17 protein-coding genes are annotated in these 15118 nt (G+C 62.6%); 8 read left to right on the top strand and 9 right to left on the bottom strand.

What is annotated here, in order from left to right:
- The first annotated feature begins 13 nt into the window (after window positions 1-13).
- Both gtfA and LJ360_RS17860 read left to right on the top strand, forming a co-directional pair.
- Window positions 14-1459 carry a sucrose phosphorylase gene (gene gtfA / locus LJ360_RS17865; RefSeq protein ID WP_264994614.1) on the top strand — a complete coding sequence of 482 codons (1446 nt, stop codon included), beginning with the start codon at window positions 14-16 and terminating at the stop codon, window positions 1457-1459.
- Between the two features lie 55 nt (window positions 1460-1514).
- Window positions 1515-1766: a thiamine-binding protein gene (locus tag LJ360_RS17860; RefSeq protein WP_091853023.1), complete on the top strand. Its 252-nt coding sequence runs from the start codon at window positions 1515-1517 to the stop codon at window positions 1764-1766.
- A gap of 16 nt (window positions 1767-1782) precedes the next feature.
- On the opposite strand, the gene LJ360_RS17855 is transcribed toward LJ360_RS17860, so the two are convergent.
- Window positions 1783-2196, bottom strand: coding sequence for an MliC family protein (locus tag LJ360_RS17855; protein WP_264994613.1), 414 nt, complete (start codon window positions 2194-2196; stop codon window positions 1783-1785).
- Between the two features lie 243 nt (window positions 2197-2439).
- Between LJ360_RS17855 and LJ360_RS17850 the strand changes: the two genes are divergently transcribed.
- Together LJ360_RS17850 and LJ360_RS17845 are read left to right on the top strand one after the other, a co-directional pair.
- On the top strand, window positions 2440-3759 hold the full coding sequence (locus tag LJ360_RS17850; protein ID WP_264994612.1) for a glycerophosphodiester phosphodiesterase family protein: 1320 nt from the start codon (window positions 2440-2442) through the stop codon (window positions 3757-3759).
- Window positions 3760-3879: 120 nt separating this feature from the next.
- Window positions 3880-4482, top strand: coding sequence for a methyltransferase family protein (locus LJ360_RS17845; RefSeq protein WP_091853029.1), 603 nt, complete (start codon window positions 3880-3882; stop codon window positions 4480-4482).
- 2 nt (window positions 4483-4484) lie between these two features.
- Here the strand turns inward: LJ360_RS17845 and LJ360_RS17840 are convergent, their stop codons facing one another.
- From LJ360_RS17840 to LJ360_RS17825, 4 genes are all read right to left on the bottom strand, one after another.
- On the bottom strand, window positions 4485-5144 hold the full coding sequence (locus tag LJ360_RS17840; protein WP_264994611.1) for a DUF6064 family protein: 660 nt from the start codon (window positions 5142-5144) through the stop codon (window positions 4485-4487).
- Window positions 5144-6073, bottom strand: coding sequence for an aldo/keto reductase (locus tag LJ360_RS17835; protein WP_264994609.1), 930 nt, complete (start codon window positions 6071-6073; stop codon window positions 5144-5146). Before LJ360_RS17835 ends, LJ360_RS17840 begins: the two co-directional genes overlap by 1 nt.
- Window positions 6074-6124: 51 nt before the next feature.
- Window positions 6125-6724, bottom strand: coding sequence for an NAD(P)H:quinone oxidoreductase (gene wrbA, locus LJ360_RS17830; RefSeq protein WP_091853038.1), 600 nt, complete (start codon window positions 6722-6724; stop codon window positions 6125-6127).
- Window positions 6725-6842: 118 nt separating this feature from the next.
- Window positions 6843-7331, bottom strand: a complete 489-nt coding sequence (locus LJ360_RS17825) for a hypothetical protein (protein WP_264994608.1) — start codon at window positions 7329-7331, stop codon at window positions 6843-6845.
- Window positions 7332-7573: 242 nt separating this feature from the next.
- On the opposite strand from LJ360_RS17825, the gene gloA reads away from it, so the two are divergent.
- The gene (gloA, locus tag LJ360_RS17820; protein ID WP_091853043.1) at window positions 7574-8014 is read left to right on the top strand and encodes a lactoylglutathione lyase; all 441 of its coding nucleotides are present in this window, start codon (window positions 7574-7576) and stop codon (window positions 8012-8014) included.
- 13 nt (window positions 8015-8027) lie between these two features.
- On the opposite strand, the gene trxC is transcribed toward gloA, so the two are convergent.
- Window positions 8028-8462 (bottom strand): thioredoxin TrxC, encoded by a 435-nt coding sequence (gene trxC, locus LJ360_RS17815; protein WP_264994607.1) that lies wholly within the window; start codon window positions 8460-8462, stop codon window positions 8028-8030.
- Window positions 8463-8592: 130 nt separating this feature from the next.
- Between trxC and LJ360_RS17810 the strand changes: the two genes are divergently transcribed.
- Together LJ360_RS17810 and LJ360_RS17805 are read left to right on the top strand one after the other, a co-directional pair.
- Window positions 8593-9330, top strand: coding sequence for a spermidine synthase (locus tag LJ360_RS17810; RefSeq protein WP_264994606.1), 738 nt, complete (start codon window positions 8593-8595; stop codon window positions 9328-9330).
- Window positions 9323-10096 (top strand): ATP-binding protein, encoded by a 774-nt coding sequence (locus LJ360_RS17805; protein ID WP_091853052.1) that lies wholly within the window; start codon window positions 9323-9325, stop codon window positions 10094-10096. The genes LJ360_RS17810 and LJ360_RS17805 overlap by 8 nt, the downstream gene beginning before the upstream one ends.
- 20 nt (window positions 10097-10116) lie before the next feature.
- On the opposite strand, the gene LJ360_RS17800 is transcribed toward LJ360_RS17805, so the two are convergent.
- Genes LJ360_RS17800 through pdsR form a run of 3 tightly spaced genes read right to left on the bottom strand, consistent with a single transcriptional unit; the run spans window position 10117 to window position 12812 of the window.
- Complete coding sequence (locus tag LJ360_RS17800; RefSeq protein WP_264996064.1) at window positions 10117-10347, bottom strand: ATP-binding protein; 231 nt, start codon at window positions 10345-10347, stop codon at window positions 10117-10119.
- A 32-nt stretch (window positions 10348-10379) separates the two neighbouring features.
- A complete protein-coding gene (locus LJ360_RS17795; protein WP_264994605.1) occupies window positions 10380-12107 on the bottom strand; it encodes a histidine kinase dimerization/phospho-acceptor domain-containing protein in 1728 nt (575 codons plus the stop codon).
- Between the two features lie 3 nt (window positions 12108-12110).
- A complete protein-coding gene (pdsR, locus tag LJ360_RS17790) occupies window positions 12111-12812 on the bottom strand; it encodes a proteobacterial dedicated sortase system response regulator (protein ID WP_091853057.1) in 702 nt (233 codons plus the stop codon).
- 190 nt (window positions 12813-13002) lie between these two features.
- Between pdsR and LJ360_RS17785 the strand changes: the two genes are divergently transcribed.
- Entirely contained in the window at window positions 13003-15117 is a 2115-nt protein-coding gene (locus LJ360_RS17785; RefSeq protein ID WP_264994604.1) for a marine proteobacterial sortase target protein, read from the top strand.
- Window position 15118: the final 1 nt, after the last annotated feature.

The raw sequence follows: 15118 nt of genomic DNA, 5'->3' as shown, positions 1-15118 counted from the left end.
TCCGGGAGTAACCATGAGCCTTCGCAATGCTGTCCAGCTGATGTGCTATCCCAATCGCATCGGCCGCAACCTGGCGGATCTGGGGACGTTTATCGACCGGCACCTTGCGGATGCCATTGGTGGCGCCCATATCCTGCCATTCTACCCATCCAATGCGGACGGTGGCTTCTCGCCCCTGACCCATACCGAGGTGGATCCGGCCGTGGGCACCTGGGCGGATATTGAACGGCTGGCGAGTCGCTACGATATCTGCGCTGATCTCACGGTGAACCATCTTTCCGACGAGTCGCCGGAGTTCCGGGATTTCGTTCGCCACGGCTATCAGTCCGAGTACGCCGACCTGTTTGTGCATGTGCACCGGTTTGGCGATATCAGCCCGGATGACCTGGCAAAGATCCATATCCGCAAGGAAAAAGAGCCTTTCCGGGAGGTGACCTTTGCCGACGGCACGAAAGGCCAGGTCTGGTGCACCTTCACCGAACGGCAGATCGACCTGAACTACGAGTCCGACAAGACCTTTGCGCTGATGGAGCACTACATCCGCTTCCTGACCGGCAAGGGTATCAAGCTGCTGCGGCTGGATGCCTTCGGTTACACCACCAAGCGCATCGGCACCAGTTGTTTCCTGGTGGAGCCGGAGGTTTACCGTATCCTCGAGTGGGTCAACGAAGTGGCCCATCGTTACGGGGCCGAATGCCTGCCGGAGGTGCATGACCACACCAGTTACCAGTACGCCATCGCGCGGCGGAATATGCACCCCTACGGCTTTGCGCTGCCGCCATTGGTGCTCTATTCGCTGCTGGCGGCAAACAGCGTTCACCTCAAGCACTGGTTGCGCATGTGCCCCCGCAACCAGGTCACGGTACTGGACACCCATGATGGCATCTGCATTCCGGATGTGGAGGGGGTGCTGCCGGACCAGGCCATCCAGGACCTGATCGACAATATCGAGGCCCGCAGTGCCGATCCCATCCTGCGTCGTTCTGCGGCGAATGTGCACAGTGTCGGCTCAATCTATCAGCTCACCTGTACCTTCTATGACGCGCTGATGCAGAATGACGATGCCTACATTGCCGCCCGGGCTATCCAGTTCTTCACGCCGGGTATTCCCCAGGTCTATTACGTGGGATTGATGGCCGGGTGTAATGACCAGCAATTGATGGAGCAGACCGGGGAGCTGCGGGACATCAACCGCCACTTCTACTCCCTGGAAGAAGCCGACGAGGCCATGGCGCAACCGGTTGTACGGCGGCTGCTCACCCTGATGCAGTTCCGAAGCCAGTATCCCGCGTTCGATGGCCGGTTCGAGCTGAACTATTCCAACAACTCCAGTGTGGCCATGGCCTGGCGCCACGGGGATTATTACTGCCACCTGTTCGTTGATCTCAACTTCAACACCGCCCGGGTGCGTTTCCTGGACCCGGATGACGGCTTCCGGGAGCGAATCTTGGAATGCTGAGGGTCTGTGTTAGGCTCAAAGGTGACGCACACGCCCCTTACTGGAGGAGACTGCCATGGAACTGTCCGTGCAACTCAGCTTCTACCCCTTCACCGACAACCATAAGCCGCCCATCAAGGATGTGATTGATCGCCTGCAGCGCAGCGGCCTCGACGTCTACGCCAACCGCATGAGCACCCAGGTGTTCGGCGAGTACGACCAGGTCATGCGGGTGCTGTCCGACACCATGAAGTGGGCGTTCGAGCAGTACGGCCAGGCCGTGTTCGTGGCGAACTTTGTCAACGGTGATCGCCGCCCCGAAGGCTGATTGTCGGGCCGGGGCGTTACGGTCCCGGCCGGCCGATGCAGTTGTCCAGCAATGTTTCCACCTCGGCAGTGTGGTCCGGTGCCAGTCGCTGCAGGATGCCTTCGCGCCCCTTTATGTGCCAGCGCAGCCCCACCTGTTCATCAAAGGAGATATAGCGGGAGCCGGACGCCGCCGGCCAGGGTCGCAGCAGGTGAAGCGTACCGTCATGGAGCATGGCCGCCAGGTCATCCCCCTCCGCCGGCTGGTAGTAGGTCACCTGCAGCTCCACCCCGTCCTCACAGGTATAGCGCAGGGTTTCCATGGGCCAGGGCAGGGCGCGGCTGTCCGTCGTTGATTGCGCGTTGGCTGGCGGTTCGGGCGCCGTGGATGAGGCACACCCTGCGAGAATCAGACTGGTGAGAAAAATGCTATGCCGGAACCTGACAGGCATGGAAAACTCCTGGAATCACTTGGAAGCCGATTGTGGGGCGGCTACAGCATAGCGTGCTTATGGCCAGCTGTGCCATCGGGTCACGGAAGGCCCACAAGGGGTGGTTAGCCAGTGTCACCGGAGCGTCAAACCACTGTCACCGGATCCATGGACACTCACCTCGTGCCCGGCTTCTTTCTGACCGATTTATCTGTGACCAGGAGGGCACTGTAGTACTGGTCTGACGCTGACTAAGGAGTGGTTATGAAACGCACAGTAACAGGTTCAATGACACTGGCCGTGTCGCTGATGGTAGCGGCTTTCAACCTGCCTGATACGGCATCCGCCAGGGGCTGGCAGCATGGGGAGTCGTTGCCTCCCGGACTGGAAAGGCTGCAGGACAGATTCGACAAGCTCAAGAAGGACATGAAGCATCGCCATGCCGGCATCCAGGTGGGTCCGCGCCCCGACTGGCTGGTGGATGATATGGATGACGGCCCGCTCAAGGATCGCCTGCAGCAGTGTGAAAACAAGCCCATGGGCCGCACGGACTTTTCGATCGGTCACCGGGGCGCGCCCTTGCAGTTCCCGGAGCACACCATGGAATCCTACGTGGCAGCCGCGAAGATGGGTGCCGGAATCGTGGAGTGTGACGTGGCCTTTACCGCGGACCGGGAGTTGGTGTGCCGCCACGCCCAGAATGACCTGCATACCACCACCAACATTGTCACCATCCCGGAACTGAACGCCAAGTGTACCCAGCCTTTTGTGCCGGCGGATCCAGCCAGCGGCACACCGGCCCAGGCCGAATGTCGTACCAGCGACATCACCCTTGAAGAGTTCAAGTCCCTCGAAGGCAAGATGGACGCATTCGACCCCATGGCGACCACGCCGGAAGAATACGTAGGCGGCACCGCTGACTGGCGCACGGATCTCTATGCAAGCCGGGGTACCCTGCTCAGCCACCGGGAAAGCATCGAGTTGTTCAAGGCCCTGGGTGTGAAGATGACGCCGGAGCTGAAAACCCCGGTGGTGGACATGCCCTATGAAGGGGATTACAGGCAGCAGGACTACGCCCGCCAGATGATCCAGGACTACGTGGATGCGGGTGTGAACCCGAAAAATGTCTGGCCCCAGTCGTTCCAGCTGGAGGATGTGCTGTTCTGGGTCAACGAGACTCCGCGATTTGGTCACCAGGCGGTATTCCTGGATGAGTCACCCATAACCCCGGAAACCGCCTCCCTGGCCTATATGGAAAACCTTCGTGCCCAGGGTGTGAACGTGCTGGCACCGGCGATCTGGAAGATGCTGGCCCTCAATGGCCACCAGGAGATCGTTCCCTCCGAGTACGCGGAGAATGCCCGCGTTGCCGGCCTCGACCTGATTGCCTGGAGTCTGGAGCGTAGCGGTCCCCTGGCCAACGGCGGTGGCTGGTACTACCAGACAGTGAACGACGCCATCAACAACGACGGCGACATGCTGACAGTACTGGATGTGCTGGCGCAGGATGTGGGAGTCATCGGTGTGTTCTCTGACTGGCCTGCCACCACCACCTACTACGCCAACTGTATGGGGCTGCGCTGAGCAAACCGGCGCCCGGGTCCGTCAGCCGCGCGGCAGATAGCCGACTGACGGACTTTTCGGCAGGGCAGCGGTCCGGTACCCTTGGGTTCTTTCCGAGTGCGACCGGACCTTGCGGCTTTCATGGCAGTAGACCTCTTTACACGACACTTCCTGGGCAGTTTCTTCCTGCTGATCGGTATCCTGTTTGCCTGCCGCGCCCTCGGGCTCTATGCCCGGCTGGGGTTCAGCCATATCAATTACGGCAAGTCCGGCACGGCCACCTGGTGGAACCGGCAACTGTTCAATGTCTTCCGGGCGGCTATCCTGCTGGTGTGCCTGGCACGCATGGCCTGGCCCATTGATCCCTGGCTTGGGGTGATTGGCTGGCTGTACCAGCCGCCGGTGTTGCTGACGGGGGTGTTGGTGCTGCTGGCGTCCTTTGGCCTGGCCAGTTATCTTCAGGCCTATATGCACGCCGACTGGCGTTCCGGCATTGACCGGGAGCAGAAGCCGGTGCTGATTACCTCCGGCCCCTACGCCCGCACCCGCAACCCGCTGTTCCTGTCGGTCATGCTGGGTCAGTTGGGTTTCTTCCTGGCCCTGCCAAGCCTGTTCTCACTGGTCTGCCTGCTGGTTGGTGCCTGGGTTATTCGTCGCCAGGCACTGGCAGAGGAAGCAGCCCTCGCGGAACTTTATGGCGAGCCCTACACCCATTACCGTCAACAGGTGCCGCGCTGGCTGTAACGTCAACGGGTCAATGGTAGCCAAGCTGCCAGTGCCAGGCCGGCACCTGCCAACATTCCCCAACCGATCGGCGAACCCAGCCCCAGCAGGGTAGTGCCCCCGACCAGGCTCCACAGCAGCGGTATCGGTAGCGAAAGCGCCAGCCAGCGGCCATGGGCGATTGCCAGCACAACGCCCAGCGTGGTGATTGACAGGGGGTCCGGGAACAGCAGCCAGCTGTCGGCCTCGCCCAGTGTCCGATCGTCCAGGAGAAACCCGAGAGGATGTATCAGGGTGCCCCAGGCGACAAGCATCATGGCGATCAGGTAGCGATGGCGTGCCGGTATCGAGGTCGAACCGGCCGTTCCGGCCAGCACCAGTAGCAGGCATCCCTGCAGTACAAACGGCCCGATGGCCCAGGTGATCGCCCAGTTAATGGAGCGGTACTCGGCCCACAGGAAGGACCAGGTCACAAACAGCCAGGCAGCTCCCAGGACGGCGAGGCCTGTCCTTTGCCTGGCCTGGCCCGGTTTGGCCAGTGTCCACATCAGCCACAGGCCAACCACGGGTGCCAGCAAGGCAAGGGGCCAGTAGACCTCGTTATTGCCGGCCACCAGGGTCCAGTAGACCCGGGGCGAGAACAGCAACAGGTCCCGTGGGTGGTAGCTGGCCAGTGTCTCCATCAGACAGACCGTATGGTGTCGCTGATCCGTTTCCGCAAGTCGCCGTCTGGCAGTGGCGCCTGGGCGGCGGCCAGGTTTTCCTGCACATGGTTCACCCGGGTGGTAGCAGGAATGGTGCAGGTAACCGCCGGGTGGGCGAGGATGAACTTGAGAATCAGCTGGGCCCACGAGTCCGCGCCCACCTCCGCCGCCCAGTCCGGGAGCGGCTCATTGGCCAGCCGCTTGGTCAGCGCACCCTGACGGAACGGTCGATTGACGATGATACCGATACCTTTCTCCCGGGCCAGGGGCAACAGGCGGTCCTCCGCTTCCCGGTCCACGGGGTTGTAAGTCAGCTGGACAAAGTCGACAGGTTCGGAAGCCATAATCTGTTCCAGCTCCCGGTGCCGGCGCCCGTGGGAGGTGGTGATACCAATGCTGCCTACGGCACCCTCTTCCTTCATGGCCTTGAGCGTATCCAGGTGTTCCCGCCAGCTCACCAGGTTGTGCACCTGCAGCAGGTCGAACTGCTTCACCCGCCAAAGATCCGCTGATTCACGTTGCTGGCGTCGGGTGGCGTCGCCGTCCCGGGTCCAGACCTTGTCGGCGGCGAATACCCGATCACGGGCGTCCAGCTTGTCCAGGCCATAGCCCACGGTATTCTGGGATGAACCGTACATGGGGGAGGAGTCGATCACCGTACCGCCACCGTCGAAAAAGGCTTTCATCACGTTGGCGCAGCTGTCCAGCAGGCGCTGGTTGTCGCCGACATTGAAGGTAATCCAGGTGCCCAGCCCGACGGCGGGTATGCCGCTGCCGCCTGTGGGAGAGCGACGGGTAATGGGGGAGGGTGATGCCCGGCCCCAGGAAACGGGAAGGGCAGTCAGTGCAGTGCCGGCGGCGAGTGCCTGAAGCAGGTGCCGCCGGTGTCGTGACCATTGGTGCGTCATGGGAACCTCCGGCCAGGAACAGCCGGAGTGCTCCGGCTGCCAGACATGGGTTCAGCTGAACAGTTTCACCGCCAGCTCTGCCACATGCTTGCCCTGGAAGCGGGCAATGGCCAGCTCGCGATCGTCCGGCTGACGGGAGCCATCGCCCCCGGCGTAGGTGGAAGCACCGTAGGGCGTACCACCACTGACCTTCGAAATATCGAAGAGTTCCGGGGTGCCGTAGCCGATGGGTACCAGGGTCATGCCATGGTGGGCCAGGGTCACCCAGGTGGTGGTTATGGTCTGTTCCTCGCCGCCACCAGTGCCGGTGGAGGTGAATACACTGGCCAGCTTGCCAAACAGCTTGCCCTGGGCCCAGAGGCCGCCGGTCTGGTCAAAGAAAGTGCGTACCTGGCCGGACATATTGCCGAAGCGGGTCGGCGTTCCCACCAGGATGGCGTCGTAGTCCGCCAGTTCACCCGGAGAGGCCTCCTGGTACGGCTGGTCAACCTTGCCGCCAGCATTGGCGAAGGCTTCGGCGTCCATGGTCTCGGGAATTCGCTTGACGGTGACTTCCGCGCCGGAAACACCCTGTGCGCCTTCGGCCACGGCCTTGGCCATGGTTTCCATATGTCCGTACATTGAATAGTAAAGCACCAGTACCTTTGCCATGGGGCAGCTCCTTTCAGTCTGTTCCGGTTGGGGGTTTCAATATGCCGACTACTCTAGTTCAGCCCGCCAGACCCTGAAATCGGAATATTTCGACACCCACCATCAAATCCACTGATGTTCAGGAGTCGCCGTCGCTCTCCGTTTTGCCGTAGGCCGGTGAGTAGTACACCTGCAGCATGGTTTTGGCGCCCTTCATATGGGTTGCCATGCGGGCGTCTGTGGGGCGTATGCGGATATTGGGAATGCGATAGGTATCCGGGCTGTCCACGGTGGTGTCCGGACCGGTTTCCCGGAGGATCTGGACCTGTTGGCCGCTCTTGTCCGTCAGTACCTCGTATTCCGGCAAGGCCTCCCGGTACCACTCGACCACCTCTTGCGGTGTCTGGCGGGTCAGGAATACGGCCAGCGGCAGGCTCTGTACCGGACCGTCACCGGAACTGACATCGATGCCCCGGGTGGCGTGGATCAGCAACTTGCTCTCCGGCACCACCGGCAGGGTGACCTTTTCTTCGCCACCGCTGGTGATATCGCTGAGCGTGGAATGTGCGGGTGCCTGGGTGACCGGCAGGGCCAGCAGGCAGAGCATCAGTAGACGCGGGATAGTCATGGGATCTCCGTATCGATTGTCGGTAGTGGTCTGTGAGCCAGCCGAGGACTCCGTGCTCACGTTGCGCAGACTCCTGTGGCCATGATGTGGGGCCGGTGAAAGCGGCGACACCGAAGGGTTGGCAATTTACCAACTTGTAAGATCCCTTTTTGAAAAACCATGCCCTATGACGTTGCAAAGGCTTCTGTCAGGGCTTCCGGACCGGCTAAACTGGTGGCCCTGAACAATGAACGGAGCCAGCCATGAGATACCTGCACACCATGGTCCGGGTCAGGGACCTGGATGAGTCGCTGCATTTTTACTGCAACCTGCTGGGTCTCAGGCAGGTTCGGCGCAAGGATGTGGAAAAGGGGCGCTTCACCCTGGTCTTCCTGGCTGCCCCGGATGACGAGCACCGGGCCCGGGACGAGCAGGCCCCCATGGTCGAACTGACCTGGAACTGGGACCCTGAGGAGTACACCGGCGGTCGCAATTTCGGGCACCTGGCCTATGAGGTGGATGATATCTATCACCTGTGCCAGCACCTGCAGGACCACGGCGTTACCATCAACCGCCCGCCCCGGGATGGTCGCATGGCCTTTGTTCGCTCCCCGGACGGCATCTCCGTCGAACTCCTCCAGAAAGGTGAATCCCTGCCGATAAAGGAACCATGGGCCAGTATGGAGAATTCCGGCAGCTGGTAGTTTCTCGGTCCCGCTATAGCTGTTGCTGCAGCCAGGCGTTGAGCTGGCTGGCCTGCATGGCGCCACTCTGACGGGCCACCTCCCGACCGCCCCGGAACAGGATCAGGGTGGGAATGCTCCGGATGCCATACTGGCCGGCGGCCTGCTGGGCCTGTTCCGTGTTGAGCTTGGCGAAAGCCACCTTGCCGGCCCATTGCTGTGCTGCGGCTTCGAAGCTCGGCGCCATGGCCTTGCAGGGACCGCACCAGCTGGCCCAGAAGTCCACCAGCACCGGCAGGTCGGACTTGACCACAAAACCGGCCATGCCGCTGTCGGTCAGTTCCGCAATATCACCGTTGACCAGGGGCCGCTTGCAGGCGCCGCAGCTGGGTCGGTCCTGCAGGCGATCGGCTGGTACCCGGTTGGCTTTCTGGCAGTGGGGGCAGACCACATGCTTGATGTCGCTCATGGTTGAATCTCCGTCTGGGTTTGCAGAGAGATGGGGGGCAGCTCCCGCGGATTCAAGTGACGGCCACCCGCGACCATGTGGTGGTTTGCCGCAAGTGGTAAGATGCCGTTTTTTGACTTGGAGCCGGACCATGGGCCTTCTGTTTGAACAGATCGACAGCCAGCCATCCCCCCTGGGTGAGATTACCCTGCGCCGCCGCCGGATTCCGGCGCTGGGTGACCGGGACATCTACGAGGTCAAACTGGGCGAGGAATTCCTCATGTCCAGCATGTTCGTGGATGCGGAAGTGGCGCTGGCGGACCTGACCCTGGAGGTCACGCAGGGCGACGACCTGTCTGTGGTGGTCGGCGGCCTCGGGTTGGGATATACCGCCGACGCGGCCCTGCGCAACGACCGGGTAGGCGAGCTGTTGGTGGTGGATGCACTGGGCACGGTAATTCGCTGGCACCAACAGGAGAAGGTCCCCCTGGGCCGGGTGCTGAACGAGGATCCGCGCTGTCGCTACATTCACGGCAGCTTCTTCGAACTGGCGGATCCGGACAAGGGCTTCGACCCTGAGCAGCCCGGGCGCCGGTTCGATGCCATCCTGCTGGATATCGACCATTCGCCGAGGGCGCTGCTGAACGAGTCCAACGCCACCTTCTACAATGCCGAATCCCTTGGTCGCATGGCCCGGCAGCTCAAGCCCGGCGGCATGTTCGGCATGTGGTCCAACGAGCCGCCGGACGAGGACTTCCTGGCGGTGCTGGAAGCGGTGTTCGTGGCGCCGGAGGCCAGGGTTGTGTCCTTCTTTAACCCGTTCCAGAATCGCGAAGCGACCAATACGGTCTACCTGGCCCGGGCAGCAGGGGAGCCTGACCATGACTGAACACACGGTTGACTGGTCCCGCGACCTGGCAGCGGTCTGGCGCCGGCATCGCCAGGGATTGCGCCCGATACGCCGGTTGGACCCGATCGACTGGGGCCAGCTACAGGGTATTGAGCGCCAGCAGCAGGCCCTGGCCCGCAACACCGAGCGCTTCCTGGCGGGCCTGCCCTCCAACAACGCATTGCTCTGGGGCTCCCGCGGTACCGGCAAGTCATCCCTGATCAAGGCTGCCCTGAACCGCTACGGCGAACAGGGCCTGCGAATGATTGAGGTGGACAAGGATGACCTGGTGAACCTGACGGAAATTGTCGATGATATCAGCGAGCAGCCCTGGCGCTTTGTCATCTACTGCGATGACCTGTCCTTCGAGGCGGGTGAGTCCGGCTACAAGGCCCTGAAGAGTGTGCTGGAAGGCTCCCTGGAACTGCCGCCGGAGAATGTGCGGGTCTATGCCACCTCCAACCGGCGCCACCTGATGCCGGAATTCATGGCCGATAACCTGCAGAGTGAGGTAAGAGGCGGCGAACTGCATCCGGCAGAGGCCATCGAGGAGCAGGTATCGCTGGCGGACCGTTTCGGGTTGCAACTGTCGTTCTATCCCTTCCCGAAAGATATCTACCTGCAGGCGGTGGATGCCCTGTTCCCCAGCGTGGCGGACCGGGAGACCCTACACATGCATGCGATTCGCTTCGCTACCAGTCGGGGCGGTCGCAGCGGGCGGACGGCCCAGCAGTTCTACCGCCAGTTCAGCGGCGACTTTGACTGAGCCTGCCCGCCGGGGTCCATTCAAGGCGCCGGCAGGTCCACGTCAAAGCGTAATCCGGGCACGCTGTTGTGCACCTGGTTGCCGGCCTGAACCTGTCCATCATGGTGTTCAGCAATCAGGCGGACGATGAGCAGCCCCTGTCCCAGATGGCCCTCGCCACTGCCTTTCCGCACGGATACAAACGGATTGAAAATCTCCCCGGAGAGATCCCGGGGCAGGCTTGATCCTTCGTTGAAGACCGATAACCGCAGGTGATCGCCTGATCGGGTGAGGGTGACCAGAATCAGCCCCCGGCCGGGGTGAAGTCCCTGGCGTTGTCCACCAGCTTGTCCAGTAACTGCACCATCAGATCTGGTGAACCAGTCATCCGGCAGCCCGTCTCGGGACCTTCATAGCGAATATGGTGATCCGGGTCCAGGCCCTGGTAGGCCGCAGTGGCTTCAGAGATGACCTCGGCCAGGTCGAACGGCTCACGGTCGGCCTGGTCAAAGCTCTGTTCGAGCCGCGCCGCTTCGCTCATGCCCTGCAGGATCTGGCTGAGGCGGTCGGTGGCCTGGCGGGCCCGGTCCCGGTAGCCAGCACGTTCATCATCGGTGCGGGCGTGTTCCAGGTTGTCCAGGGACGAGCGGATGACCGCCACCGGGGTTTTCAGCTCGTGGGAGAGGCGGCGGGAGAAGCTCTCCAGGTAATCCGTGTAGCCCTGCAGCCGGTCGACCATATGGCTGAATTGCCGGTTCAGCTCGCCCAACTCGTCGGCGGCCCGGCTGGGAGGAATGCGTCCCAGTATGCGGCCGTCGGGGTCTACACTGGCGTTGACGGCCCTTTGCAGTCGGGCAATGCGCCAGGAGAGCCAGCTGGCATAGCCCAGCAGCACCAGCATCAGGCCGATGATCAGCAGCACACTGCGGGCAATGACCGATCCCAGGGTATTGCCGGACAGGGCCAGGATCTGGTCAAGGGACTGGGTCAGCACGAGGTGCCGGCCATTACCGACGGAGGTCGCTGCCATCAGGGAAACCGTGTCGTCGCGCTGCACCAGCCCGACGGTACCCGGTTCCAGCATATGGACCTGATCATCAGAGATGGGGCGAGGTTCGGGCTGGTAGAGCCTTACCAGTGCCCGCAGGCCGGTGAGGGTGATCTGCTCAATAATCTCCAGGGGCGACAGTTGTTCGAAATGACGGCCCGCTGCCTGCACGGGTGCCTCGCCCCGGGCGATCAGCCAGCCAGCGGGTTCGGTGACGAACACCTGCTGCCCCGGGGACAACAAGGTGGCCAGCCGGGCCTCCAGTGATGGATCTCGCCCGGTGATCAGGGGAATGGGGTCCAGCCGGGTGCCGGCGGTCAGGTACATGCCTGGTTGTGCCGGGTCTGGCCAGGCCACCTCGAACCCAAGCTGGTCGCCTGGTGTGAGCCGGGGCAGTCGTAGCTCAACCTGGTAGCCACCGTTGACGGAATGCCACTCTCCGGATACCTGGTGATCCCTGCGGGAGAGGTTGAAGGGGTAGCGACCCACCACCTTGCCCGGTGTGGGGGTATGAATGATCCGCTCGGTCACCAGCGTATCGGTACGCCACCGTAGTCGCAGGAATTCATGGGGTTTTTCCGGGGCTGCGGGGTCAAGGTAGGCAGGGTCGGGGCGGCGAACATTTACCAGCAGGTAGGAATAGCGGCCATGGGAGGCCGCCTGCCACCGAATCACCGGTTGTCCGTCCAGGCTTTGCCAGGACTGATTGCCGTCCTGGAATCCCGGCCATTCATGACCGTAGCCATCCGGGTGAATCGGACTGTCCGCCCGGTGCATTAAAACGGCATCCTCCTGCGCCATAAGCGGTGGCTGGTCGCCCAGCTCTGCGGCAGCCACATCCGCCATTCGCAGAGCCTGTCCCTGGAGCTGGTCCTGTGCCTGGTCCCGCAGGGCCTGGTCCAGTTCCAGCACGAACTGCAGGCCCGCCCAGGGGATAATCAGCATCAGCAGGCTGGCCAGGAAGAGTTGCCGTTTCAGGGTCAAGCGCTACACCTCACGGGCATGCCAGCGGTAGCCCATGCCGTAGGCGGTCTGGATGCCGTCGAATGCCGGGTCAACCTGCTGGAACTTGCGGCGAATGCGCTTGATATGGGACGTCACGGTGTTGTCGTCCAGGACGGTGCTGGCCGCCTGCATCAGCTGGTCCCGGTTGCGCACATGGCCGGGGTGGCGGGCCAGTGCGTGGAGCATCCAGAACTCGGTTACGGTGAGGTCTACCGGCTGGCCATTCCAGGCGACGGTCATGCGGTCTACGTTGATGCTCAGGTGGCCTCGCTGCAAGACTTCATCGGGTTGCTGCAGTGCCTCGGCCCAGGCGTCTGCCCGCCGCAGCAGGGCGGTGATACGTGCCAGCAGGTGATCCAGGCTCATGTCCTTGGTCACGTAGTCGTCGGCCCCCAGGCGCAGGCCGTGCACCGAGTCGATATCGCTGTCACGGGCGGTCAGGAAGATGATCGGCACCGTCGCGGACAGCCGGCGCAGGTCCTGGCAAAGATCGAACCCGCCCTCTGGCTCATCGCCCAGCCCGACGTCGATAACGGCCAGGTCAGGCAGGCGGGTTTTCAGGGCCTGCCAGGCATGGCCGCGGTCGCCGTATATCGCCACCTGGTAGCCCCGCCGTTCGAAGGCATCCCGATAGTTCTCCCGTATGGCCGGTTCGTCCTCCACCAGCACGATCTGTTTCTTCATGGTTTTCGGTCACTTCTCTGAAAGCGTGGTCCAAATGTAACGGTCCCGCCGAAGGCGGACAAGCGCGCCGGTGGTGTCTGCCACAATTCATCATTTTCTGCACGGTTCCCCGCCAGATTACAGCACGGATTCGTCGTTCCCCGACGTTTTAATGGAGGCATCGCAACAACCACACAGAAGGAACCGTACCATGCTGCCTGTGCAACCCTTACCTGGCTACCGCCGACCTGATCGACCACGCCGCCTGACCCGCAGACAATTACGACGTATGGAAGGTGCCAGTCTCTGGCTGGCCATGCTGATGCTGCTGTTCGTGCAGCCGCTGTTTGTGGAAGCCTCGGAACAGCAGGTGGCCCAGGGCAGTGGTCAGTTTCACTTCCTGAATGAAACCGGTCGCCAGCCCGCGCCGGTGTTGACGACTGACTACCAGGTGACGGTCACTGGCCTGGTGGCAGAAATCCGCCTGCAGCAACGGTTCGGTAATGAGTCTGACCAGTGGCAGGAGGGAATCTATACCTTTCCACTGCCGGAAAATGCCTCGGTCCACGCAATGACCATGACCACCGGGGAGCGGGTCGTGGTGGGCGAAATCCGCGAACGGGAACAAGCACGGCGTGAGTATGAGGCTGCCAGGCAAGAGGGGCGACAGGCCGCTCGGGTGGATCAGCAACGTCCCAACCTGTTCACCACTCGACTGGCCAATATTCCCCCCGGCGAGTCCGTTACCGTCGAGTTGCGTTTTCAACAGCTGGTTGCCTACGACAGTGGAGGGTTCCGGCTGCGACTACCTACCACCCTCACACCCCGCTATATCCCGGGTCTGCCGCAGGCGTCGACGCAAGCTGAATGGACTGGCGGCTGGGCCATGCCCACCAGTGAGGTGGCAGACGCGCACCGGATTACTCCGGCCCAGGTTTATGCCGGCGGCGTCGCTGCCGGCAGTCACCAGGCAACTGTCGCCATCGAGTTGCGAACGGGGGTGCCGGTCGAGCGGGTCGAGAGCCCCAGCCATGATATTGCCGAAGTGCGCGACGGTGGCACCGTAAGCGTTCGTCCCGTCACAGGTGCCATAGCCATGGATCGGGACTTCCGTTTGCGATGGCAGCCCCAGCGGGGGCGTGAGCCAGCGGCGGCAGTGTTCCATGAGCGCTGGCAGGGTGAAGACTATGTGCTGGCCATGCTGGTGCCCGGCGAGCAGGGCCGGCAGGCAATGACGCGGGAGCTGATCCTGGTGATTGACACCTCCGGCTCCATGGCCGGGGACTCGATCCGGCAGGCGCGGCAAGCCCTCCTGGCGGCGCTGGATACCCTGTCGCCGGAGGATTCGTTCAACATCGTTGAGTTCAACAGCCATACCCGCCGGCTTTTTCCGGAGGCCGTGGCAGCGACCGGTGACTACCTGGCCCGTGCCCGCCGTTACGTCCGGAATCTGGACGCCGATGGTGGAACCGAGATGGCCCCCGCCATTGAAGCTGCGCTGCTGCAAGGGGAGGCTTCCCGACAGGCTGATCTGCGGCAGGTGGTTTTTGTCACCGATGGCGCGGTCGGTAACGAGCAGGCGCTGTTCCGGCAGATCCGTCAACAGCTGCGCGACAGTCGCCTGTTCACGGTTGCCATCGGCTCGGCGCCGAATATGCACTTTATGCGTCAGGCGGCCCGGTTCGGGCGGGGGACCTATACGGCGATCGGGGATCTGTCTGAAGTCAGCCGTCAGCTCACCCGGCTGTTTGACAAGATGCAGGCGCCGGCGCTGACCGGTATCCGGGCGACCTGGCCGAATGGCTTTGATGCCGGTACGCAGGTTCCAGCGAGGCTGGGCGATCTGTATCTGGGCGAGCCCATGATGCTGGTGGCTCGTGGCGCAGAACCGGGGGGCAACCTGGTTGTCAGGGGGTCGCTGCCTGGCGACCAGGCCTGGCAAAGGAGCCTTGCATTGGACCAGGCGGCGCCTGGCGCGGGTATCCACCGCCTCTGGGCGCGGGGTCAGGTGGACCGGTTGCTGGATGAGCGATTGTCCGGTGAGGCCGAGGGCGCGACCCGGGAGCAGGTGCTGGCCCTGGGCCTGGCTCACCAGCTGGTGACGCCTTTCACCAGCTTTGTTGCCATTGACCGTAATCCCGCCAGGCCCGTGAATGAAGCGCTGGGGCGCACCGCTGTGCCCTCGCTGATGCCGGTCGGCAGTGCCGGGCAAGGCATCGGTTACCCACAGACGGCCACCTCTGCGCCGCTGCTGATGGTCTCCGGCCTCGCCGGGCTGTTGTTGGCCGGCTTGCTGACCCTTGGCCAGCGCTTTCGGAGGGCCTGAC

It is taken from the genome of Marinobacter sp. AN1 (assembly GCF_026013985.1).
Lineage (GTDB): Bacteria > Pseudomonadota > Gammaproteobacteria > Pseudomonadales > Oleiphilaceae > Marinobacter > Marinobacter segnicrescens.
The sequence above is the reverse complement of the archived record's forward strand: the minus strand, read 5'-3'. Positions and strand labels throughout refer to the sequence as shown.